Origin of the sequence: Acinetobacter sp. YH16032 (assembly GCF_013417345.1) — a bacterium.
Taxonomy (GTDB): Bacteria; Pseudomonadota; Gammaproteobacteria; order Pseudomonadales; family Moraxellaceae; genus Acinetobacter.
Genome location: NZ_VPEE01000004.1, coordinates 127,818 through 150,306 on the forward strand (window position 1 = coordinate 127,818; position 22,489 = coordinate 150,306).

The 22,489-nt window shown below is 36.8% G+C and carries 14 protein-coding genes and 2 pseudogenes; 9 read left to right on the plus strand and 7 right to left on the minus strand.

All coding sequences use genetic code 11. From position 1 onward, the window contains the following. The first annotated feature begins 29 nt into the window (after nt 1–29). The 4 genes from FTV32_RS17430 (at nt 30) to FTV32_RS05005 (ending at nt 6,382) form a co-directional block, all read left to right on the plus strand. On the plus strand, nt 30–1,196 hold the full coding sequence (locus FTV32_RS17430) for a cholesterol oxidase substrate-binding domain-containing protein (protein WP_373683303.1): 1,167 nt from the start codon (nt 30–32) through the stop codon (nt 1,194–1,196). Between the two features lie 235 nt (nt 1,197–1,431). Next, nucleotides 1,432–2,700: an HlyD family secretion protein gene (locus FTV32_RS04995; protein WP_180028105.1), complete on the plus strand. Its 1,269-nt coding sequence runs from the start codon at nt 1,432–1,434 to the stop codon at nt 2,698–2,700. Between the two features lie 11 nt (nt 2,701–2,711). After that, nucleotides 2,712–4,844, plus strand: coding sequence for a peptidase domain-containing ABC transporter (locus FTV32_RS05000; protein WP_180028106.1), 2,133 nt, complete (start codon nt 2,712–2,714; stop codon nt 4,842–4,844). Continuing rightward, entirely contained in the window at nt 4,841–6,382 is a 1,542-nt protein-coding gene (locus FTV32_RS05005) for a TolC family protein (RefSeq protein WP_180028107.1), read from the plus strand. Before FTV32_RS05000 ends, FTV32_RS05005 begins: the two co-directional genes overlap by 4 nt. A 58-nt stretch (nt 6,383–6,440) precedes the next feature. Here FTV32_RS05005 and FTV32_RS05010 read toward each other — a convergent pair whose 3' ends face one another. The 3 genes from FTV32_RS05010 to FTV32_RS05020 all read right to left on the minus strand — a co-directional run bounded on the left by FTV32_RS05010 (nt 6,441) and on the right by FTV32_RS05020 (nt 10,571). Next, nucleotides 6,441–7,778, minus strand: coding sequence for a CitMHS family transporter (locus tag FTV32_RS05010; protein WP_180028108.1), 1,338 nt, complete (start codon nt 7,776–7,778; stop codon nt 6,441–6,443). A gap of 336 nt (nt 7,779–8,114) precedes the next feature. Then, complete coding sequence (locus FTV32_RS05015) at nt 8,115–9,437, minus strand: hemolysin family protein (RefSeq protein ID WP_035267989.1); 1,323 nt, start codon at nt 9,435–9,437, stop codon at nt 8,115–8,117. A 141-nt stretch (nt 9,438–9,578) separates the two neighbouring features. Further along, entirely contained in the window at nt 9,579–10,571 is a 993-nt protein-coding gene (locus FTV32_RS05020; RefSeq protein WP_035268043.1) for a LysR family transcriptional regulator, read from the minus strand. Between the two features lie 681 nt (nt 10,572–11,252). Here FTV32_RS05020 and FTV32_RS05025 point away from each other — a divergent pair. Both FTV32_RS05025 and FTV32_RS05030 read left to right on the plus strand, forming a co-directional pair. Beyond that, nucleotides 11,253–12,854, plus strand: a complete 1,602-nt coding sequence (locus FTV32_RS05025; RefSeq protein WP_035267987.1) for an isocitrate lyase — start codon at nt 11,253–11,255, stop codon at nt 12,852–12,854. A gap of 194 nt (nt 12,855–13,048) precedes the next feature. Further along, complete coding sequence (locus tag FTV32_RS05030) at nt 13,049–13,636, plus strand: 1-acyl-sn-glycerol-3-phosphate acyltransferase (RefSeq protein WP_180028109.1); 588 nt, start codon at nt 13,049–13,051, stop codon at nt 13,634–13,636. A gap of 30 nt (nt 13,637–13,666) precedes the next feature. On the opposite strand, the gene FTV32_RS05035 is transcribed toward FTV32_RS05030, so the two are convergent. The 4 genes and pseudogenes from FTV32_RS05035 to trpS form a co-directional block, all read right to left on the minus strand. After that, complete coding sequence (locus FTV32_RS05035) at nt 13,667–14,404, minus strand: sulfite exporter TauE/SafE family protein (protein WP_180028110.1); 738 nt, start codon at nt 14,402–14,404, stop codon at nt 13,667–13,669. Between the two features lie 169 nt (nt 14,405–14,573). After that, nucleotides 14,574–16,294, minus strand: a pseudogene (locus FTV32_RS05040) (flotillin family protein). A gap of 18 nt (nt 16,295–16,312) precedes the next feature. Further along, nucleotides 16,313–16,952 (minus strand): annotated as a pseudogene (locus FTV32_RS05045) (YqiJ family protein). A 387-nt stretch (nt 16,953–17,339) separates the two neighbouring features. Then, nucleotides 17,340–18,353, minus strand: coding sequence for a tryptophan--tRNA ligase (gene trpS / locus FTV32_RS05050; RefSeq protein WP_092767023.1), 1,014 nt, complete (start codon nt 18,351–18,353; stop codon nt 17,340–17,342). A 202-nt stretch (nt 18,354–18,555) separates the two neighbouring features. Between trpS and FTV32_RS05055 the strand changes: the two genes are divergently transcribed. The 3 genes from FTV32_RS05055 (at nt 18,556) to FTV32_RS05065 (ending at nt 22,140) form a co-directional block, all read left to right on the plus strand. Then, complete coding sequence (locus FTV32_RS05055) at nt 18,556–19,479, plus strand: DUF808 domain-containing protein (RefSeq protein ID WP_180028111.1); 924 nt, start codon at nt 18,556–18,558, stop codon at nt 19,477–19,479. A 56-nt stretch (nt 19,480–19,535) separates the two neighbouring features. Further along, a complete protein-coding gene (locus FTV32_RS05060; protein ID WP_180028112.1) occupies nt 19,536–20,435 on the plus strand; it encodes a neutral zinc metallopeptidase in 900 nt (299 codons plus the stop codon). Nucleotides 20,436–20,640: 205 nt separating this feature from the next. Beyond that, entirely contained in the window at nt 20,641–22,140 is a 1,500-nt protein-coding gene (locus FTV32_RS05065; RefSeq protein ID WP_180028113.1) for a sodium:proton antiporter, read from the plus strand. Nucleotides 22,141–22,489: the final 349 nt, after the last annotated feature.

Below are 22,489 nucleotides of genomic sequence, written 5' to 3' on the forward strand. Positions count from 1 at the left end.
GTCAAACTTATGGTTCGATCAGTAATTTAGTGGTATCGATCACTGCTGCTGTTTTCGACCAACGAGAAGGTCGATATGTTGCGAAAACCTTCCTGCGAAATGATCCAGAAATTCGTGCATTTTTAGTTCATATAGGTCGTGCATTTATTTTATCTGCACAATTACAAACGTCAAAAAATCAATATATTCGTTGTGAAAGCTATACCGACATTCATATCAATGAGCTATTCGCTCAAGATAAGCATGCTGGACGTACCTTCTCTCATTTTCTGGATAAATCTGGTCGTGCAGAAGCAATTTGGTTTCCATTCACCGATTATCCTTGGTTAAAAGTTTGGACTGTTACTCCGTATCGTCCTTTGACTGCTCGACAGACAGTCAAACCATTCAATTATTGGTTCTCAGATAATTTGATCAAACCTATTACTGATTTGATTCATAAAATCATCGTCAATAAAAGTACTTATCTCACGCCAACCTTCGGTTTTACTCAGTATGAAATCTCTAAACTAGGTTTAAATGGTACGCCATTATCTGGAATCACGACGATTTTGACTGGTGGTTTGGCTTCCACTCAAACTTATGATTTATGGGGAACGTCAAAAAACGTTTTACTGTATGTCAAACCAACAACTTTGCGTGTTACGGCAAATGGCTATGCTGTCATTACCAGTCGTGCAAACGTTCAACGGGTTATTGCTGATTTTTGTGATTATTTCGGCATTAAGATGAAGCAATATCAAAAAATGGGTCGTTTCCCAATGAATGGACCTGTTGAAATTCGAGTTACGGGCTTGGATCATCCAGAAGATTCAATTGTTCACGGCGCTCAAACAGCAGCATTATCAGCCATTAAACCTTGTCCTGATCATCCTGAATGGGACTGTGCCGTTTGGTTTGATATTTTAACCTTGCCAGGTACGCCATTCTCAGCGCAATTTTACACAGAAGTTGAGGAGTGGATGTCACAACGTTATCAAGGTGATTCTTTGATGCGACCAGAATGGTCTAAAGGGTGGGGCTATACCAATCAAAAAGCTTGGGATAGTTCAACTTATATCGATTACGAAATTCCACGCGTCCATGCTCAGGGTCAATCTAATCATTTAACCATTCAGTCGAGTAGTCATATTTTAAAGCAATATGATCCTCATGCTTTGTTCACAGCACCTTTAGTCAATCGAGTTTTGAAATAAAACAAGATGAACGCTTCGTTTTTAATCTATTGAAATCAGTATCCAACTGAGTTTATTCAAAGCAGATTTAGCTGAGCGAAGTGTGGGATAGAACAGGAGACAACACAGATCATGACTATTTTATTGAAAACTTTTGGTTTGTGTTTGTCTCTTTTAAGCACGCTGTTGAAATGTAGTCAACTTGATGAAAATTCAATATAAAAACCCGTACTTGAAAAATTAATTACAAATATATATGACAAATAAGCTGTTTAGAGACAAAGCGATTGATGCACAAAAGTCAAAGTGGATTGGTGAAGTCATTTTGATTCGACCATTTTCATTTACGGTACTCACGATTGTTGTCGCCATTTTTACTGTTTTATTAGTGAGTTTTATTTTTTTTGGAAGCTATACGAAGAGGACGAGTGTTAAAGGATTATTGATTCCTAATACAGGTTTAATCCGAGTTTATAGTGCTGAAGGGGGTACAGTCAGTGAAAAATTCGTCAAAGAAGGTCAATTAGTGGAGAATGGGACACCATTAATTACATTAAAAATGACGCGTTATAATAGTACAGGTAACTATAATGAGTCTGTACAAAAACAAATTGAGTTAAAAAAACAAAGTTTAGATACTGAAAAAAATAAACTAAAAGACTTACATTTAAATAATGTTCAACAATTAAATGCAGAAATTCAATCTATACGTTTAGATTTAATAAAATTAGATGGCTTAATTGCCGAGCAACGCCAACGTCTAGCACTTGCACAAGAAAATGCACATCGTTATCGAGATTTAAAAGATAAAGAATATATTTCGATTGAAGAATATCAACTGAAGCAAGATAACTATATCAGCCTAAAAGTTGCATTACAGAGTTATGAGCGTGAAAAAAATACTAAACAAGCTGAATTAGAAAATAAATTATTGGCTCAGCAAGGACTAGCATCGAAGTTGGAAAGTGAGCTGACTTTGGTCGATCGTCAATTAGCTTCGAATCAGCAAGAATTTTTAGAAAATAAAGCGCGGGATAGTTTGCTATTACAAGCCAATGCGACAGGAAAAATAGCATCGATTAATGCAGAGGTTGGTCAGTTTATTTCTCCTAATATTCCTGTTATGAATATTGTTCCGACGCCTTCTTATTTAGAAGCACATCTTTTTGTACCCAGTTCAGCAATTGGATTTATAAGGACTGGTCAAACCGTAAAACTTCGTTTTCAAGCCTATCCTTACCAAAAATTTGGTCAAGGTGAAGGTGTGATTCATTCAATCTCAGCGACGACGATGAACCCACAAGAACTGACCAATTTAGGCGAGTTAAGTCAGGGTGTAACATTTAACCAAAGTGAACCTGTGTATTTAGTCAAAGTCAAATTAGAACAACAGTTTGTAAAAGCCTATGGTGAAAGTAAGCCTCTTAAAGTGGGCATGGCCTTTGATGCAGATATCATGCAAGAAAAAAGAAAACTATATGAATGGGTACTCGAACCGTTATATAGCATCACGGGCAAGATATAAGAAGAAATAACATGCAGATATTAGACAAAATTTCTCTTGGATTTGGACGGAAAATTCCAACCATTTTACAGACGGAAGCGACAGAATGTGGATTAGCCTGTATTGCGATGATTGCGCATTATTATGGCTATGAGTCTGATTTATTAACGTTAAGACGTCGTTTTTCAGTTTCTCAAAAGGGTTCAAATCTCAATCAGCTGATCAAAATTAGTAATCAGTTGAAAATGGTAACACGCCCATTAAAGCTGGATTTAGAAGATTTAGATCAGCTTAAAACCCCATGTATTTTACATTGGGATTTCAACCACTTTGTGGTGTTGCAAGAAGTCAGTGCCAATAAAGTCACGATTTTAGATCCAGCATTTGGTAAACGTGTACTGACACTCAATGAGGTATCTGAACATTTTACGGGTGTTGCATTAGAGCTTTGGCCAGATACTGAATTTGAAAAAAAAGAAGATAAAAATCAGATTCAGCTTAAAGGTCTAATTGGTCATGTTCGTGGTTTATGGAAATCTCTCGGGCAAATTTTGATCTTGGCTTTAGCCTTAGAAGTTTTTTCATTAATTAGCCCATTCTTTATGCAATGGGTGATCGACCATGTGATCGTATCTGCAGATCGGGATCTCTTAACGATACTGGCTATTGGCTTTGGCATGTTAATGTTACTTCAGCAGTTTATCGGGCTACTTCGTTCTTGGATCATGATGTATATGAGCACACATTTAAGTGTGCAGTGGCAAGCCAACGTCTTTAATCACATGATTAATGTTCCTGTCTCTTATTTTGAAAGACGATCACTCGGTGACATTGTTTCACGATTTGGATCAATTGGAAACATTCAAACCACGCTCACCACAACGTTCTTAGCTGCGATTCTTGATGGATTAATGACTGTATTTACGTTGATTTTAATGTTTGTATACAGTCCGAAGTTAGCTTGGATTGCAATTTTTACTATGGGCTTATACGCCTTAATCCGATGGATTTGGTATGCACCTTTGAAACGAGCGACTGAAGCGCAGATTATTCATGCAGCGAAGCAAAGCAGCCATTTTATGGAAACTGTGCGTGGAGCTAAAACCATAAAACTGTTCCAACGACAAGATGTTCGCCGTTCGACTTGGTTAAATCTTATGGTCAATCAAGTCAATGCTGGATTAACGACCCAAAAGCTGGGGTTGGGATTCTCATTGGCAAATGGAGTGCTATTTGGGATTCAGAACATTCTAATTATTTGGTTAGGTGCCACATTGGTATTGGAGGGTAATTTTACAGTTGGTGTGCTGATGGCATTTATGGCGTATAAAGGCCAATTTGATAGTCGGGTTGCAGGACTAATCGATAAGTTTATCGAAGTTAAAATGCTTCAAATTGATGTAGAGCGTTTATCCGATATTGTGTTAACAGAACAAGAAAAATTATACGGTGATGCTGAAATCACAAATGTAGATCAGGTTGATAATGCAATTGAAGTCGAAAATCTGCACTTTAAATATTCAGAAAATGACCCTTATGTACTCAAGGGGATTAGTTTTAAGATTCCCCAAAATCAATCTGTCGCCATTGTCGGGGAAACAGGTTGCGGTAAGACCACATTGCTACATGTTCTGTTAGGCGTATTTAAGCAGAATGAAGGTGAAGTCAAAATCATGGGGCGTGACTTTGAACAATTAGGATTAAACGCTGTGCGAGATCAAGTCGCGACAGTGTTACAAGATGACATTCTATTTGCTGGTTCAATCGCAGAAAACATTTGCTTTTTTGATTCAAATCCAGATATGCAATGGGTACAACAATGTGCAGCCTATGCCGCAATTCATGATGACATTAGCCGTATGCCAATGGGATATCAAACCTTAGTGGGGGATATTGGTAATATGTTGTCAGGAGGACAAAAACAACGAATTTTATTGGCTCGTGCTATCTATAAAAAACCAAAGATTTTATTTATGGATGAGGCGACCAGTAGTTTAGACGTATTAAAAGAACAAGAGGTCAATGCAAATCTCAAGCATTTGAATATTACCAAATTGATTATTGCACATCGTCCAGAAACGATTTCATCCGCTGAGCGGATTATCGCTTTACAAGATGGCGTGATTGTCCGTGATATGTTGACCAAGGATTTGCAACCTAAATGAAAATTACATACATCGCTTTCATTGTTGTTGCAGGGTCTCTATTCGGACATAGTTCGTTGGCTTATGCAGAGAGTTGGTTGTCAAAACTGACTCCAAATCTAAAAAAACAGCGCGAGACTTTATGGTTTGATGAGCTCACGGCTCAGCGTAATGCCCGCGAGAATGAGACAAAACGTAAGCAAATAGAACAACAACTCAATCAAAGTGTGTCACTTGATCTTCAAAATCATAAAAAGTTAAGTCAACCTCGACATTGTTTATCTCAAAATAATCTCAAGAATGAACAGCAAATAGAACTCATTGATGCCATTGAACGTGCAGTTTGTCGTAATCCTGAGACTAAAAGTGCTTGGGTACAAACGCGTATTCAAGCTGCTCAGCTTAAAATCTCTAAAGCAAATTATTATCCTCAAGTGAATAGCACCTTGAATTACGATTGGTCACGGGATGATAATCAAGTAAAAGATCGTCCTGTTTTGAGTTATGACACTGACTTACGCCGTTACGGACTTGGAATAAGAGCCAATTGGCTACTTTATGATTTTGGTAGTCGATTTTATCAAGCAGAAGAAGCCGAAAAATTATTAGCGATGTCTTTGGCACAGCATGATGTTGCTTTGCAAAATATGATCATCAAAACGATTTCGACTTATTATCAAATTATTCAGGCTGAGTTAAAATTAAACAATATTAATGAGTTGGTTGTACTTTCAGAAAAAAACTATGAAATTGCAAATGCTCGATATCGTGCAGGTGTAGGTATCAAATCAGATGCATTACAAATGTCCGCAAATTTGGCGAAAGCAAAGTCAGATCAAACTAAATTTTTAGGTGATTTAAAAATAGCAAAAGGACTTTTAGCATCATTAATGGGTGAGCCTACATACCAAAATTTCAAAATTAATAATCAGTTAAAAATTCCAAAAGAGCTAGATCTTAAACCGATTGAAATGCTCATTCAGGATGCTGAAAAAATGCATCCAAAGTTTAAAGCTGCACAGTATGATTCACTCGCAGCTGAAAATAAAATTAAGGTAATACAGCGGTCTAGATATCCATCTATTAGTTTTAACGGCATTTATGATCAGCAAAAACAAACGAGTGACAGCTATGGAAGTGATCGCCAATCTCTACAAGCGGGTGTGCAAGTTAATTTCCCATTGTTTGATGGTTATAATCGAAAAAATCAAATTGTCGTTGCTCAAGAAAACTTAAAATTAAAGCTATTAGAGCAAGAGAGATTGAAGCTTGAAATTAATGCTGAAATCTGGAAAAACTATAATGAGCTAAATGCAATTCATGACAATATTAAGGCGCTAACGATATTGAATCAAAGTGCTTCAGAAGCCTATGAAGTCGCTCAAGGACGTTATAAAGCGGGTGTAGGAAATTTACTCGAAGTGCTTAATGCTCAGAATGTGTTGAGTGAAGCAAAAATGAATTATTCCACCTTGTTGACAGAGTTTTTAGTGGTGAGGTATCAACTTCTATCTAACATGGGAAATTTGAATATTTGGAATGAGACTCAAGCTCAATAAGTCTTTATAAATAAGAGAGTGGAGTGATCAATAAATCACTCCGAAACTCGAGCTACGATTAAATGGCAGAATAAAACGGGAACATCCCAAATATTAATCCACTTGCAAGCATCACTAAGCACGTAATAATCGCCCATTTAATGGTAAATTTTTGGTGTTGACCAAACTCAATCCCAGCAAGCCCGCAGAGTAAGAAGGTTGATGGAACTAAGGGGGAGAGCAGATGAACGGGTTGGCCAACAATCGATGCACGAGCCATTTCCACAGGTGAAATGCCATAATGTGCTGCAGCTTCAGATAAGATGGGCAGAACTCCATAGTAAAAAGCATCATTTGACATAAAGAACGTTAAGGGCATGCTTAAAACGGCTGTGATTGGTGCCAAATATGGACCCATGCTATCTGGAATAATCGCTACTAACTCTTTTGACATGGCATCGACCATACCCGTACCAGTGAGTAAACCTGTAAAAATACCTGCGGCAAAAATAATACCAACGACATTTAAAGCACTACCAGCATGATGAACGACTAGGCTTTTTTGCATATCAATATCACGATAGTTCACGACTAATGCAATACACAATGCAATCATAAATAAAATAGGCATAGGCAAAATACCCATGACTAGGCTGACCATCAGTGCAAGAGTCAATAATCCATTGAACCATCTCAAATGCGCTCGATTTGCCTCTGGGTTTGACGAAATTTGAATATTGTCGCCATGGCTAATATCCAATTCCATGATGCCTAATCTTTTACGCTCCATTCGGCCATACATGGTTCCTAAAAAATACAACCAACCAATGGCGAACAGCATCGGTAAAATCATAGGAACAAACACATCGCTAGGATCTACATGGAGTGCACTTGCCGCACGTGCAGTAGGTCCACCCCATGGCGTTAAATTCATGATTCCACTGGCTAACATCATGAGACAGGCCATAATTAAAGGGCTCATGCCTAATCGCTTGTAAAGCGGTAACATGGCAGCAACACAGATCATATAAGTGGTAGAGCCATCACCATCTAAAGACACGATCAATGTTAAGGTAATCGTACCTAATACTACTTTGAGGGGATCACCTTTTACCAATCTGAGAATAAATTTCACTGATGGATCAAATAAGCCTGTATCAATCATGATGGCAAAATACAAGATAGCAAATAGCAGCATGACGCCGGTAGGTGCTAACTTTTTAACACCATCTAACATCATTTCACCAAGTTCATTAAGTTGAATATGGTTCAAACTATCCACAAAAAAACCTAATCCATATGCAATTAGCGCAAAAAGAACGGGAATAAGCGTGAGTGCGACGAGGGGAGTCATACGTCTAGACATAATGAGGTACATAAAGCACAAAATCATGCCCAAACCAAGCAAGGTCAACATGGATCTATCCTTAGATTAGCGTTTTAATCAATATTGTTTCTATTACAGTATTTGTTATCTTCGAAAACGCCGACCATCTTAGAGAAATTTATGATTAAACTAAATATTGTTTAGAAAATATTAAAATAACCATAATTTTTATAAAAAATAGTAGTTAAAATTCATAAGTTTAAAATTTATATTTTGTGATTTGAGACATTAAACATGATTTTTAAGTGTGATTGTTGTAATAAAAATTGAGTATAAATTCTAATTTCAATAATTTTGAAGGAAAAAAATCGCAAGTTTAATTAGATAAACTGAATAAAAAAATCCACCTGAGTGGTGGATAGTGTCTTATTCAACAGTTGATTCTAATTCTGCTTTTTCATCAAGTAATCTGGTCACGAGTAGTTGGTCAATTTTAAAATGGTCAACATCGACCACCTCGAATTTATAACCATTAAATACTACACTATCAGCAGGACGTGGAATCTTACGAAGTTTAAACATCATAAACCCAGCTAAAGTTTCATAGTTTTCATCATCAGGCATTTCATCAATTTCTAATGCATGCTTGACATCTTCAATAGGTGTACTGCCTTCAATCAGCCAAGAATGATCATCCCGCTTGATAATTTGAAGATCTTCATCCGTTGGCGTAACCCAGTCACCCATCACGGTAATCATAATATCAGATAGGGTAATAACACCAACCACCAAGGCATATTCATTGATGACTACGGCAAACTTTTCTTTACTAGATCTGAAGCGATCAAGTAATTCTGATAGTGTAAGTGTATCTGGAATCGTTAATACATTACGGATAGTGGATTCATTCAACTGATTAAATTTTTGATTATTTAAAATACGAATCAAGATATCTTTAGCATCAACATAGCCAATCACTTGATCAATATTTTCATTGCAGACTAAATATTTTGAATAGGGAAATTCAGCCAGTTTTTGACGAATACTTTCTTCTGATTCATTGATGGTAAAGAAAACTACGTTTTCACGTGTAGTCATGCTCGAAGGAACATTTCGTTCTTCAAGTTCAAATACATTTTCAATAAAGTGATGTTCTTGTTTTTGTAAGACACCTGCTTGTGCCCCTGCATCCATTACCGCGGAAATATCATCAAAAGTAATATTATCATCACGAGTAGTATTTACTTTGAATAAACGGAATAAGAGGTTGGCAATTGCATTGATAAACCAAGCTAATGGACGACAAACAGTAATGAATACCTGAATAGGATTAATTAAAGAGACAGCGATTTTTTCAGGTGCAATCATTGCCAATCGTTTAGGCATAAGATCAGCAAATAAAATAAACAGTGATGTCACTAAAGTAAATGACAATGCAAAACCAATTGATTGTGACCAAGGACCATCATAGAAACGATCGACCAAAATCACAAAATAAGGTCTAAATGCAGCTTCACCTAAAATCCCTCCCAAAATTGCAATAGCATTTAAGCCGATTTGCGAGGCAGCAAAGAAATCAGCTGAATTCTCTTGGAGCGTAAGCACTTTTTGTGCACGATCATCACCAGACTCAGCCAAAATTTTCAGTTTCACTTTACGTGATCCTGCAAGTGCGATTTCACTTAATGATAAGAATCCAGCTCCAGCAATCAAAATCATAATGATCACGAAATTCTGAAAGAGGCTCACACGAACACCTTTGTTTTTAAATTATTTATGAGGAAAGTTTTATCACAAAAAACATAGAGGTAGTGAATTTTTACACTACCTCAATATCATAGTTATTGAATAAAAATTTTTAAAGTATTGATTTAAATCAGCTCTACTCAATCAAAATTGTGAGAAGTGGGTATTGTTATTTGAAAGAAATTCACGATTTTCTTCCTCAGTCATTTGACGAGCAACATATAAAATCAACTGACGTAACCAACGATGAGCAGGATGATGATGTAATAGAGGGCACCACGCCATTTTGAGTTCAAATTCAGGAATGTAAAATGGAGGGTCTTTGAGCATCAAGTTTTGACTTTTAGCTTGTAGGCGAGCGATTTTCGTCGGTAATGTCGCAATGAGATCGACATTAGACGCTAATAAACCTGGCATTTGATAATGACGTGTAAATACCGAAATTTTGCGTTTTTGACCAATACGTTCTAAAGCTTGATCAATCCAACCTAAACCAGCTTGTTTTTCTGGGTTAACACCAAATCCTACCCCCATCCCAGTTTTAGAAACCCAGATATGTTGCGCATCTAGATAACTTTTTAGATTCAAATTATTTACGGCAGGATGCTTATTATTCAGTAAGCATGAAAAGCTGTCACGCCACACCAGAACCTGATGAAAACTTTGTGGTATTTCGTTGAAACGGTTGATGGCAAGATCAACTTTACCTTGTTCCATATCACGATAGGATACATCACTCGGTGTTAGAAAATCTAAAACAACATTTGGTGCTTCTGAACGCAGAGCCTTAACTAAGCGAGGCACAAGTGTAGCTTCAGCATAATCTGAAGTCATGATGCGGAAAACACGATTTGACGTATAAGGTCTAAATTCTGTTCGTGGTTCTAAGATCATAGATAGATCAGAAAGGGCATCACGAATACGAGGCTGTAGTTCTAAAGCCCTTTCTGTAGGAGTCATTCCTTCAGAAGAGCGAATTAAAAGCGGATCATTAAATAAGTTACGAAGACGACGTAAAATATTACTCATTGCAGGTTGAGTAACACCCAATTGTTCTGCTGCACGTGTAACATTCTTCTCTCGCAAAAGAACATCTAAGTAAATTAAGAGATTGAGATCAACCCGCTCAAGATTCATAAAAAAAATACCGAAAATAAATTTTTGAAATCGTGGGGAATTATGCCATAAGCGCTTAGGTTTGTGTGTTTTTATGCTGATTTTTTCAGCAGAATTTAACATATATTCATCAAATTTACGTTTTTTTTGTCATAAGACAGACCCTATACATTTATTTAAGAAATAGGGCTTTAGTTGTTTTTGAAATTACCATGCTATGTTCTAAATTGTTTTTAGGTTTATCTCAATTTAAATGCTTTATTGGTAATTCCATCAATATGGTTCACAGTTTAAAAAATATTCATTTAAAACTAACAGTTTATTAACGATGCTCTGTCAGAAAAGTCAATTGAAGGTTAAAATCTAAAGATGTTTGAAGAAAAATTAAACGTAATTGTGAGCTTGATACTTAAGTCTAATGAATAAGAATCACTCAAATTGTGTTAAAAGTGTACAAATGCTTATTTTATAAATTTTATTAAAATCAATAATTTATAGAATGGTATTTCATTTATATTACGACTTTAATCTACATATTTTTTAAATAAATACTGAGAATTAAACGAAAATATTGGATTAATTTCTAGAGTCAATCTAAGCTAAGTCCATAGCAACGAAGCGCTCTAAATCTGAACAATTAATACCGAGTAGATTTAGTCCTTCGATTGATAAATCCTAAAATTATATACAGGGTAAAATATCATGACTACATACCAAACAGCGATTGATGCAATCCGCGAATTAAAAGCAAAATTCGGCAACACTTGGGCAGACATCAGTCCTGAAGATGCTGCACGTATGCAACTTCAAAACCGTTTCAAAACCGGTTTAGATATTGCTAAATACACAGCTGCGATTATGCGTCGTGATATGGCTGCTTATGATGCTGATTCTAGCAAATATACTCAATCTTTGGGTTGCTGGCATGGTTTCATCGCACAACAAAAAATGATTGCGAACAAAAAATACTTCGGTACTACTGAACGCCGTTACATCTACCTTTCTGGTTGGATGGTTGCTGCACTTCGTTCTGAGTTTGGTCCACTTCCTGACCAATCTATGCACGAAAAAACTTCAGTTCCTGCATTGATCGAAGAAATCTACACATTCTTACGCCAAGCAGACGCAAAAGAATTAAACGACTTATTCCGTGCACTTAAAAAAGCGCAAGAAGCGGGTGACACTGCTAAAGCTGCTGAAATCACTTCACAAATCGACAACTTCCAAACTCACGTTGTGCCAATTATTGCCGACATCGACGCTGGTTTCGGTAACGAGGAAGCAACTTACTTACTGGCTAAGAAAATGATCGAAGCGGGTGCATGTGCACTACAAATCGAAAACCAAGTTTCTGACGCGAAACAATGTGGTCACCAAGCAGGTAAAGTAACTGTTCCACACGAAGACTTCATTGCGAAAATCCATGCACTTCGCTATGCATTCTTAGAAATGGGTCTTGACGACGGTATCATCGTTGCACGTACTGACTCTGAAGGCGCTGACTTGACTCAAAAAATCCCAGTGGTTAAAGAGCCAGGCGATATCGCATCTCAATACATCAGCTACTTAGACACCACTGAAATTGATATTTCAGAAGCGCAAGAAGACGAAATCCTAATCAAACGTGATGGTAAATTACACCGTCCTAAGCGTTTAGCTTCTGGTCTATATCAATTCCGTGAAGGTACTCAAATTGACCGTGTTGTACTTGACTGTGTAACAAGCTTACAGAACGGTGCTGACCTTCTTTGGATCGAAACTGCAACGCCAAACGTTGAAGAAATCGCTCACATGGTGAACCGTGTACGTGAAGTTGTGCCAAATGCAAAACTTGTTTATAACAACTCACCATCATTCAACTGGACGTTAAACTTCCGTCAACAAGCTTACGACCGTTGGGTTGCTGAAGGTAAAGACGTATCTGCTTACGACCGTGCTAAGTTAATGAGCGCTGAGTATGACAATACTGAATTAGCTGCTGATGCTGATGCGAAGATCCGTACGTTCCAAGCTGATGCTTCTCGTGAAGCAGGTGTATTCCATCACTTGATTACACTTCCTACTTACCACACTGCTGCGCTTTCTACACATGAGCTTGCAGAAGGTTACTTCGGTTCTGAAGGTATGTTGGCTTATGTTGCTGGTGTACAACGTAAAGAAATCCGTGGCGGTATCGCTTGTGTTAAACACCAAGCAATGGCTGGTTCAGACATCGGTGATGACCATAAAGAAATCTTCGCTGGCGACAACGCGCTTAAAGCGGGTGACGATGCGAAAAATACAATGAACCAATTCTCTGCATAAGCACTGAACTGATTCAAAAAAACCCTGCGTAAGCAGGGTTTTTTTATTGTCAATGCAATGATTTAACTAAATACATGAGCCAATTTAATTGATGTATAGATAGAAAAACAGCGATAGTAAAACCGAATACATATTTTGAATAAAAGTAATGCCAAAGCTGTTACAATCCCGAAAATTTACATTTGTATATTTATATGTTTGAAAAATTTGCTGAACAGAGTTTAAATGCATTAGGTTGGGAAATTGATAACCATTGGCCCTTAGATTTAGACCAATGTGTCATGATTGCTGCACCACACACCAGTAACTGGGATGCTTTATACGCGCGATTAGCGCTCAAAGCTTTAGGTGTAAATGTCAGAATTACAATTAAAGACAGCTATATGAAGTTTCCATTTGGTCCTTTTGTCCGGGCTATGGGAGGGATCGGAATTAATCGCCGACCAAAGAAAGAGGGAGAGGAAAGACCAAGCATGGTGCAATTAATGGCAGATCTTTTTAAAGATCATCCAAAATTGGTCATGTTGGTGACGCCAGAGGGAACAAGGTCAAAACAAGAAAAATGGAAAACGGGTTTTTACCATGTAGCAATTACAGCGAATGTCCCAATCGCTTTAGCATATATGGATTACAGTCAAAAAAAATGCGGTGTAGGTAAAATTATTTATCCTACTGGAGATATAGAAGTGGATATGGCAGAAATTATGGAATTTTATTCAAAGATTTCAGCTAAATTCCCCGAAAAATTTAGTGTTGACCAACGATATTCACACAACAGTTAATATATGGAGAAGGCAGAACAATCTGCCTTTTTAATACAAGAAAATTGCGTTTAAGGTTAAAATAAAGCCTGAAAAAAACAATAAAGTTAAGACAATCGATTTAAATTTTTGCTCAGATATTTGATAAAAAATTTTTGCACCAATGATCGTAGGTAGGCTAACTGCAAAGATCAAAATCCACAAATAAGACAAGTGATTCACGTTAATGGTCTGGTTAAATAAATAGATGATCAAAGTAAACAGTTGGATGGCAAAATTAAAATGTCGAAGAATGTTGCGTTGCTCATGTTTAGGAAGTTGTTTAAGCATCACCCAAGCCGAGGGAATTGCACCACAGAATCCACCGAGCCCACCTAAAATTCCACCCAAAAAACCAATCAAGCCGTCCATCCTGAATCTGGTATCTTTTAAACAATGTAGTTGCGGATTAAAGAACATGAGTGGGCACCAAATTAATAAAAATATCCCAAGTAGTAATTTGAACGTGTCTGCATTGATATAATGAAGCAAAAAAGTACCCAAAGGTACTCCAATTAAGCCAGCGATAATATAGACCCAAACGATAGAAGGCTTTATAAAGGTTCTTGGTTCTTTATACATTGAAATGATATGACACCATAGTGATGCACAAACGACCAAGGGGGCGGTGATCTGAGGCGGTAGAATCCATACCCAAAAAGACATCGCAATAAGAGCGAAGGCAAAACCTGTGAGTCCTTGAATAAATCCAGCAAAAATTGCGCCTAGAATAAAGATACATAACGTCATAAGGTGACTGCATCAATTGCTAAAGCAGGAGTAAAAGAAAAATGCATGAGATCGTCGGATAAGTAAAACTGATCAATCCTAAAATAATATTTGTTATCTTAAAAATAATAAGAACAGCAATAGCTAGCAGTAAAGCGAATAAAAGCCCTGAAAATCAGGGCTTTTATTATTAATTGGTTTTAGGTTTTAGGTTTTGTGTTAGACCGTTGATGTCTCCACCCTGAATACCGAGTTCACTCATTAAGCTGTCAATGAGAGGTGCTTGCGAACGATATCTAAGTGCGCTATTCACCACTTGATCTGAAAGTGCAACGGATTGTGATTGATCTGCTTGATCAGCTGAAGTTGTGGCGCCAGTAATGCCACCAAGACCATTCACTTGTAATATCTTGATATCATCAATATTTTCCATTGGTTTAACACTTTCACGGATGATTTCAGGCAAATACTTCAAAAGTGCCAAACGAATTTGCATTTCAACTTGTTCACTTGATAAAATATTATTAGCTTCATTGACTGCGCGTGTCCCTTCAGCATCGACTTGGTATTGTTTTTCTAAAGCTTGAGCCAAAAGAATTTTAGCATCAGCTTCACCTTTAGCTTTCAAGCGGACTTTTTCAGCTTCTGCTGCAGTACGAACAGCTTCAGCCTCATCTACAGCAGCTTGTTTTGATGCCTCGGCAGCCACAGTAATTGAAATAGCATCAGTTTCTGTAGCCTGTTTTGCAGCAACAAGTTCAACCGCTTTAATACGCTCAGCTCGCTGTGTTTCACGAACAGTCACAACTTCTTCTTCTGCTTTAACTGCTTGCGCACGAGCTTGGTCAGCAAGTGCCTTGGCTTCAGATTCAGCACGAGATTTCTCGGCAATCGCGATTGCGCGATCTTGTTCCGCAAGTTCAATGGTTTTCTTTTGTTCTACTTGCGCTTGTTCAATAATTTGAGCTTTTTGAATATTTTGATTTTCGACATCACGTGCAGCTGAAATACGTTTTAATTCAATTTCACGTTCTGCAGCGATTTGGGCTTCTTCTGCCTCACGCTTTTTGGCAGCTTCTTGTGTTGCAATTTCAGCAAGTTGTTCAGCTTTTCGAATCGAAATTTCACGCTCTTGTTGCATCTTTGCGTTTTCTTCTTCACGCAGGATTTGAAGGCGTGCTTGTTCAGCTTCTAAATTTTTCGCTTTAATGGCTAAGTCAGCATCTTGTTCAATATCGTTACGTTTTTTTCGACGATCTTCAATAGTTTCTGTTAATTTTGTTAAACCTTCTGCATCAAATGCATTTTTACTTGTATAGATTGTTGTGGATTAAAAAATTTAAAGCTGGTCTGATCAAGACCTGTTAAAGATACAGTTTCGAGTTCTAAACCATTTTTGAACAGATCTTCTGAAACAACTTGTTGAACTTTCTGAACGAAGTCTACACGTTTTTCATGTAACTCTTCCATAGCCATTTCTGCTGCTACTGCACGCAGGGAATCTACAAATTTACCTTCAACCAAATCTTTTAATTCATTTGGTGACATGGTTTTTTGACCCAAAGTTTGTGCCGCGGTAGCAATCGATTCAGCTGTTGGCTTAACACGAACATAGAACTTAGCCATCACATCTACACGCATTCGATCACGCGTAATCAAGGCTTGATCAGCTGCACGTTTAACTTCTAAGCGAAGGGTATTCATATTGACAGGAATGACTTCATGTAAAACAGGAAGTACAATTGCACCACCTCCCAATATAACTTTTTCCCCACCAAAACCAGTTCTGACAAATGAAACTTCCTTGCTTGAGCGTTTATATAGTCTTGCAATAATGGTTCCGATGACAACCAGCGCAATGAGAATAAGTCCTGCAATTATAATAATTTGATAAAAACTTGAACTAAACATTTTTTTCTCTAAGTTGATTTATTGTGAAATGGCTTGAAAGCCTTTGAGACTACGTTGTGTAAGTATGACTTGCTGACCTTGTACGAATATTTCGTCAGCTTCAGGTTCGACTAAAATGTAATGTGTTTGACCAAAGCGATCTTTGAGTTTTGCTTGCGCAGGATAGTGCAAACGAGCAGTGCCTAAAATAATTTCTGCTCGAAGTCCAATTAAATCGTCGCTATGAATTGCTGTGGTTTCATCTTTAGGGATGATCTTTGCCATCCATCTTGAGAATAGCCGTACGAATGGCATACAGACCACAAGTACCAGTGGAGTAATGAGCCAGATTGTTAAAAATGATCCAAATATATGATGGATGATAGATTGAGCTAAGAAGCCAACAATTGAAAAGGTCGTGAGAAAGATGATCAGCCAAATTAATACAGGAATACGTCCAAGATAAAGCCAATCTAAAAATTGAATCCAAATACTGGATTGATGGTCAACGATCATTTCAGGAGAAGAATCTAATGAACTAGGTAGAAATTGCTCTAAAAATCCTTGACTACTGAGACCTGTTATTAATAGAAAGACTTCAAGAATGCCTATAAAAAAACATCAAGCAGATACTAATACTGAAGAATAGGTTCGACGGATTTATAAACATGTCCCACATGGGTAGTCTCTTATAGATATTAGAATTTTTATCAAATTTTAATCAAAATAATAAAATAAAGTGACGTAATTATCAATTATATAATATTAATTTCATTTTGAATGGATTCAACATAAAAAAATACGCAGTGATTGGGGTGATCACTGCGCAGAACAACGAATCTGCTTACACAGTTTCGGTTAAGGAGAAATGTTATGAATTTTGGGGGTATTCATAACAGTAATTAAATGATATTCAATTTCATTTAGCAACTCATTGGTAGTCGGGTTAAAACGTGTAAGATTACATTAATAAGTTTAATTGAAGGTTAATTTTAAATAGTCTAATAAATAGCCATAAAAAAAGCCGCAATGTGATGCGGCTTTAAGTTTGCTTATTTTTTAGGGATTAAAATTTAAAAACACCTAATCCAGCTTTAACTTCATCCAATGTTGCTTGAGTAATATCACGACATTTGTCAGTACCAGTTTTTAAGATATCCATAATATAATCAGGATCCTTAGCAAGCTCCATACGACGTTCACGAATAGGCGTGATCAACTCTTTTAGAACACCTTCAAGGCGTTTTTTGACTGTACCATCACCTAAACCACCACGACGATAGTGATCTTTAAGCTCTGCTACTTCTTCTGGATTTGGATCGAAAGCATCTAAATAAGTAAATACAACATTACCTTCCACCTGACCTGGATCTTCAATACGAAGATGATTAGGATCTGTATACATAGCATTTACAGCTTTTTTAATGTCTTTATCAGAAGCATCTAAAACAATTGTATTGCCCAATGATTTAGACATTTTAGCTTTACCATCAAATCCTGGTAATCGACCAACATTCGATAGCAGTGCTTTACATTCAGGCAAAAGCTCTTGACCAATCTGACGATTTAAACGACGAACAATTTCATTTGTTTGTTCAATCATTGGAATTTGGTCTTCACCCACGGGCACAATCGATGCTTTAAAAGCAGTGATATCAGCTGCTTGAGCAACTGGATAGCATAAGAATCCAGCTGGGATGTCACGCTCGAACCCACGCATTTGTATTTCAGACTTAATCGTAGGATTTCGTTCTAGTCTTGAAACTGTGACAAAGTTTAAATAAAGCATGGTCAGCTCATTCAAAGCTGGCAAGCTTGATTGAACGCAAATTGTTGTTTTTGTCGGGTCGATCCCAACAGCGAGATAGTCAGTTGCAACTTCAATAATATTACGTCTAACTTTTTCGAAGTTATCAGCATTGTCTGTAAAAGCTTGTGCATCAGCCAATAATAGATGTTGGTGATGGGAATCTTGCAAACCTACTCGTGAACGTAAAGAACCGACAAAGTGGCCTAAATGAAGTTGTCCAGTTGGACGGTCACCTGTCAAAATAACAGGGCGATTATCTTGATTACTCATTTTCTATACCAAAGTCATCAACACTAGGGCTGAATTTTTAAAATTTCGCAATATTGTACGGCATTATTTTTTTTTATGTCAGCATAAAGCATCGAAAGAATCGAATTAAAAACGCCTTATTTGAGATAGTATTAATAATGTTGATACAGAATAAATTGAAATAGAAGAATAAAATTCCAAAAAACAAAGAAGGATAACAATAATGGCAAATAGTTTATTGGTGCTATTAGATGATATAGCCACCATTCTTGATGATGTTGCGCTGATGAGTAAAATGGCTGCAAAAAAAACGGCCGGTGTATTGGGTGATGACTTAGCACTCAATGCTCAACAAGTTAGTGGTGTGAAAGCCGACCGTGAATTGCCTGTCGTTTGGTCTGTTGCAAAAGGCTCATTTGTTAATAAATTAATTTTGGTTCCATTAGCATTATTAATTAGTGTGATTGCACCTTGGCTTATAAATCCATTATTGATGTTAGGTGGATTATTTTTATGTTATGAAGGTGTAGAAAAAGTAATTCACTCATTACACCATAAAAAAGCTAAAACATCTGAACAGGCCGAAAAAGAACTCGAAAACTTAAATGTAGATCTAGCAACTTTTGAGAAAGATAAAATCAAAGGCGCGATACGAACAGACTTTATTTTATCTGCTGAAATTATCGTGATTTCATTGGGTACAGTTGCAGCAGCTACTTTTGGAATAAAGGTTGCAGTCTTGTCAGTCATCGCAATTTTAATGACGATTGGTGTTTATGGTTTAGTTGCTATGATTGTTAAAATTGATGATTTGGGATTTTATCTCGTCAAACAAACGTCTACATTGAAACAAAGAATTGGTCAGGGCTTACTTGCTTTTGCACCTAAACTTATGAAGACACTAACTATTGTCGGAACAATCGCGATGTTCTTGGTTGGTGGTGGTATTATTAATCATACCATCCCATTATTTCATCACTTTACTGAAGATTCAGTCGATTATATTGAACATATTCCAAATGTAGGCAGTATCATCGGTGCTTTAACCCCGACGCTCTTAAACTTTGTCATAGGTTTTATTGCAGGACTTATTGTTATGGTCGTTGTTTCAGGAATACAAAAACTATGGAAAGCTAGAAAAGTTTAGAGTTTGATGAAATAACGTATTATAAGAAGTTATATGATTAAAAAAGGGCTGAGATTATGCGTTGGAAAGGCCGGAGAGTAAGTAGTAATTTAGAAGATCGCCGTGGAGGTGGTGGGGCTAAAGCTGGTGGAATTAGTATTCTCGGTTTAGTTGTTGCATTTGTTGCTTGGAAATTTTTTGGGGTTGATCCACAACAAGCCTATCAGGCAACTAAACAAGTGACTTCTAATAATCAGCAACAAGCGATAGGGATTGAAAACCCAACACCCGAGCAACAAGAAACATCGGCATTTGTTGGTACGGTACTCGCTGATACTGAAGATACATGGACCACCGTTTTTCAAAAACAGGGAATGCAATACCAAGCACCGAAACTTGTGATGTTTAGTGGTGTAGTCAATTCAGGCTGTGGAACAGCTCAGTCAGCGATGGGGCCATTTTATTGTCCTGCAGACCAAAAAATCTATATTGATACTGATTTTTTTAAAGATATGCGTCAGCAAATGGGTATATCGGGTGAACGAAATCAATCAGAATTATCTACACAAAATGCTGCTGGTGACTTTGCACAAGCTTATGTGATTGCGCATGAAGTCGGACATCATATTCAAAATCTCTTAGGTATTTCAACTCAAGTCCAACAAGCTAGACAACGAGCTACTGAAGCTCAAGGGAACCAATTATCAGTTCGTTTGGAACTGCAAGCTGATTGTCTAGCTGGTGTGTGGGCAAAAGATACACATCAACGAACTCAATTCTTGGAGCAAGGTGATGTTGAAGAGGCAATGGATGCAGCGCATAAGATTGGTGATGATTATCTTCAGAAAAAGGCTAGAGGACATGTGGTTCCTGATAGCTTTACCCACGGCACAAGCCAACAAAGAATGTATTGGTTCGATCGTGGCATGAAAACAGGTGATGTGAATCAATGTGATACATTCAATGCCTCAATCTAAATGTACCAAGCAGAATCGATTGATTTTTTTGCAAAGTTAAAACATGTAGCCTGCTAATGGAATAATTTATTAGGAAGGCTACACATCTTTAAAAAAAAAGGGATTGCGAGTAATCATTCTTTATATAAAATAAATAAATGGCTATAGTTTTTTCATTTAAAATTTAAATGATCTCATTTAAATAAAACATATCATAGAGTGCAAAATGGGCAACTTTTTTTTTCTCCAAGTATTTACAGTGGTTTTTGCCCTCTCAATTGCCACCACCATATTCAATAAACGAATTTTAGGTTTTCCCCAAGCGATAGGGGTGCCAATTGTTTCAGCCATTTTTGTCTTTATTCTGCAATGGGCTGCCAATTTATTAGGGGATAATCGTTTTATCACCATTAATTTGGCGAATATTGAAGAAGCAGTACGTCATATTGATTTTTATGATTTTCTCGTAAATGGTGTTATTTGCTTCATTCTTACATCGTCGGCATTGAAATTTAAAGTGTCTGATTTAAAAGTATATTGGAAGCCAATTAGTATTCTTGCCACTATTGCTTTGGTTTTGTGTGCAGCATTGTTTGGTGGATTATTATTTGGATTTCAATATTTGATTGGTAACCCTGTACCAATACTCGTACTTTTATTACTTGGTTCTGCTTTGGGTGCTACAGATCCAATCGGAATCAAAGGGGTGCTCAGTTCTGTACGTGCACCACATCATTTAATGGTGAAATTGGAGGGTGAATCACTGTTCAATGATGCAATGTGTATCGCTGTATTTATGACATTGTTGAATGTGCTTGAAGGCGAGCATTTTAGTCTGTTACTGACACTACAAACACTCCTTTATGAAATTGTGGTAGCTGTAATTATTGGTTTGGTATTTGGTTGGGGGATTTTACGATTGCTTCGCGGGAAGCATGAGATGGAATCATTAATCCTAACGACAGCTTTACTGGCTTGTGGTTCATATTTGGTTGCTTTATTTGCTCATGCATCAGCACCAATCGCATGTGTGATTGGTGGACTTATTGTTGGTAATAAATGGAAAGAAATTTTACAAAATCGTGAAATCCAAGAAGTAAATCACTTTTGGCATACAGTCGAAGGCATCATTAATTCATTTTTATTTACTTTAATTGGTTTAGAGTTGTTTATTCTTGATCTAAATGCCAGCATGATACTTGGCGGTATTATCGCATTTGTAATTTTACATATTTCTCGTTTTGCTGCGAACTATCTGGCTTTTGCATTTTTCCCATCGTTTCGTAAGAAAAGCTATAACGGTAGCCTAGCAATTTTATCATGGGGAGGAGTAAGAGGAGGGATTTCATTGGCTCTAATTCTCGCGGTTGCTAATGTCCCAGAGTTAAGGCAATACAGTAGTATCTTGATTGGTTATACTTTTATTGTTGTTTTATTATCGGGCGTAGTATGTGGTTTAGGTTTGCCAGCAGTCATGAATGCTTTCTATTACAATCCTAATGAGGAAAAAGAGGGCTTAAAGGGAATATATCAGCGATTATGTAATAAGCTTAATCGTAAAGGATTTAAATATATTGTTGGTGAAGATAGTAAAGGTAATGAGATTATTACGATTTATAATCCTGAAGTGATATTAGATCGGACTTCTGATGATGGTGTGGCAATCGTCCATCATCCCGCTAAAGCTGAAGAGGTAAAGAAGTTAGAAAATCCAGAAAATTTCTAAAAAAATTATATTTAATTGAAGCAAGCATGATAGTGCTTGCTCTTTTTTTTTATGAATTAAGCATGATCAATGCAGAAGATAACAGTGATATTGTTTAAATATTTTATTCAGTTACGCAGAATTTTATTGATGAAATATAAAATTAAAATGTGAAAATTACATCATATTTAAAGCAAATTTTATTTCTTAACTTACTAAAAAGTAAGTATTAATTTTCAATATAAAATGAAAAGTATACTAGTTTACTAACATTAAAATGTTGGGTGAACAAGTTACCGTATGTAGTTAAACTAAATATAGCAGAAATTATGATAAGTAAGCCTTTGAAATTTGGTGACCTGAGATATCC

Bases quoted from the DNA above. Each gene is read 5' to 3' on its own strand.
- FTV32_RS05000 (WP_180028106.1), top strand. From the start codon at position 2,712: ATGCAGATATTAGACAAAATTTCTCTTGGATTTGGACGGAAAATTCCA.
- FTV32_RS05030 (WP_180028109.1), top strand. From the start codon at position 13,049: ATGTTTGAAAAATTTGCTGAACAGAGTTTAAATGCATTAGGTTGGGAA.
- FTV32_RS05055 (WP_180028111.1), top strand. From the start codon at position 18,556: ATGGCAAATAGTTTATTGGTGCTATTAGATGATATAGCCACCATTCTT.
- FTV32_RS05005 (WP_180028107.1), top strand. From the start codon at position 4,841: ATGAAAATTACATACATCGCTTTCATTGTTGTTGCAGGGTCTCTATTC.
- FTV32_RS05025 (WP_035267987.1), top strand. From the start codon at position 11,253: ATGACTACATACCAAACAGCGATTGATGCAATCCGCGAATTAAAAGCA.
- FTV32_RS05035 (WP_180028110.1), bottom strand. From the start codon at position 14,404: ATGACGTTATGTATCTTTATTCTAGGCGCAATTTTTGCTGGATTTATT.
- FTV32_RS05020 (WP_035268043.1), bottom strand. From the start codon at position 10,571: ATGAATCTTGAGCGGGTTGATCTCAATCTCTTAATTTACTTAGATGTT.
- FTV32_RS04995 (WP_180028105.1), top strand. From the start codon at position 1,432: ATGACAAATAAGCTGTTTAGAGACAAAGCGATTGATGCACAAAAGTCA.
- trpS (WP_092767023.1), bottom strand. From the start codon at position 18,353: ATGAGTAATCAAGATAATCGCCCTGTTATTTTGACAGGTGACCGTCCA.
- FTV32_RS05010 (WP_180028108.1), bottom strand. From the start codon at position 7,778: ATGTTGACCTTGCTTGGTTTGGGCATGATTTTGTGCTTTATGTACCTC.
- FTV32_RS05060 (WP_180028112.1), top strand. From the start codon at position 19,536: ATGCGTTGGAAAGGCCGGAGAGTAAGTAGTAATTTAGAAGATCGCCGT.
- FTV32_RS05065 (WP_180028113.1), top strand. From the start codon at position 20,641: ATGGGCAACTTTTTTTTTCTCCAAGTATTTACAGTGGTTTTTGCCCTC.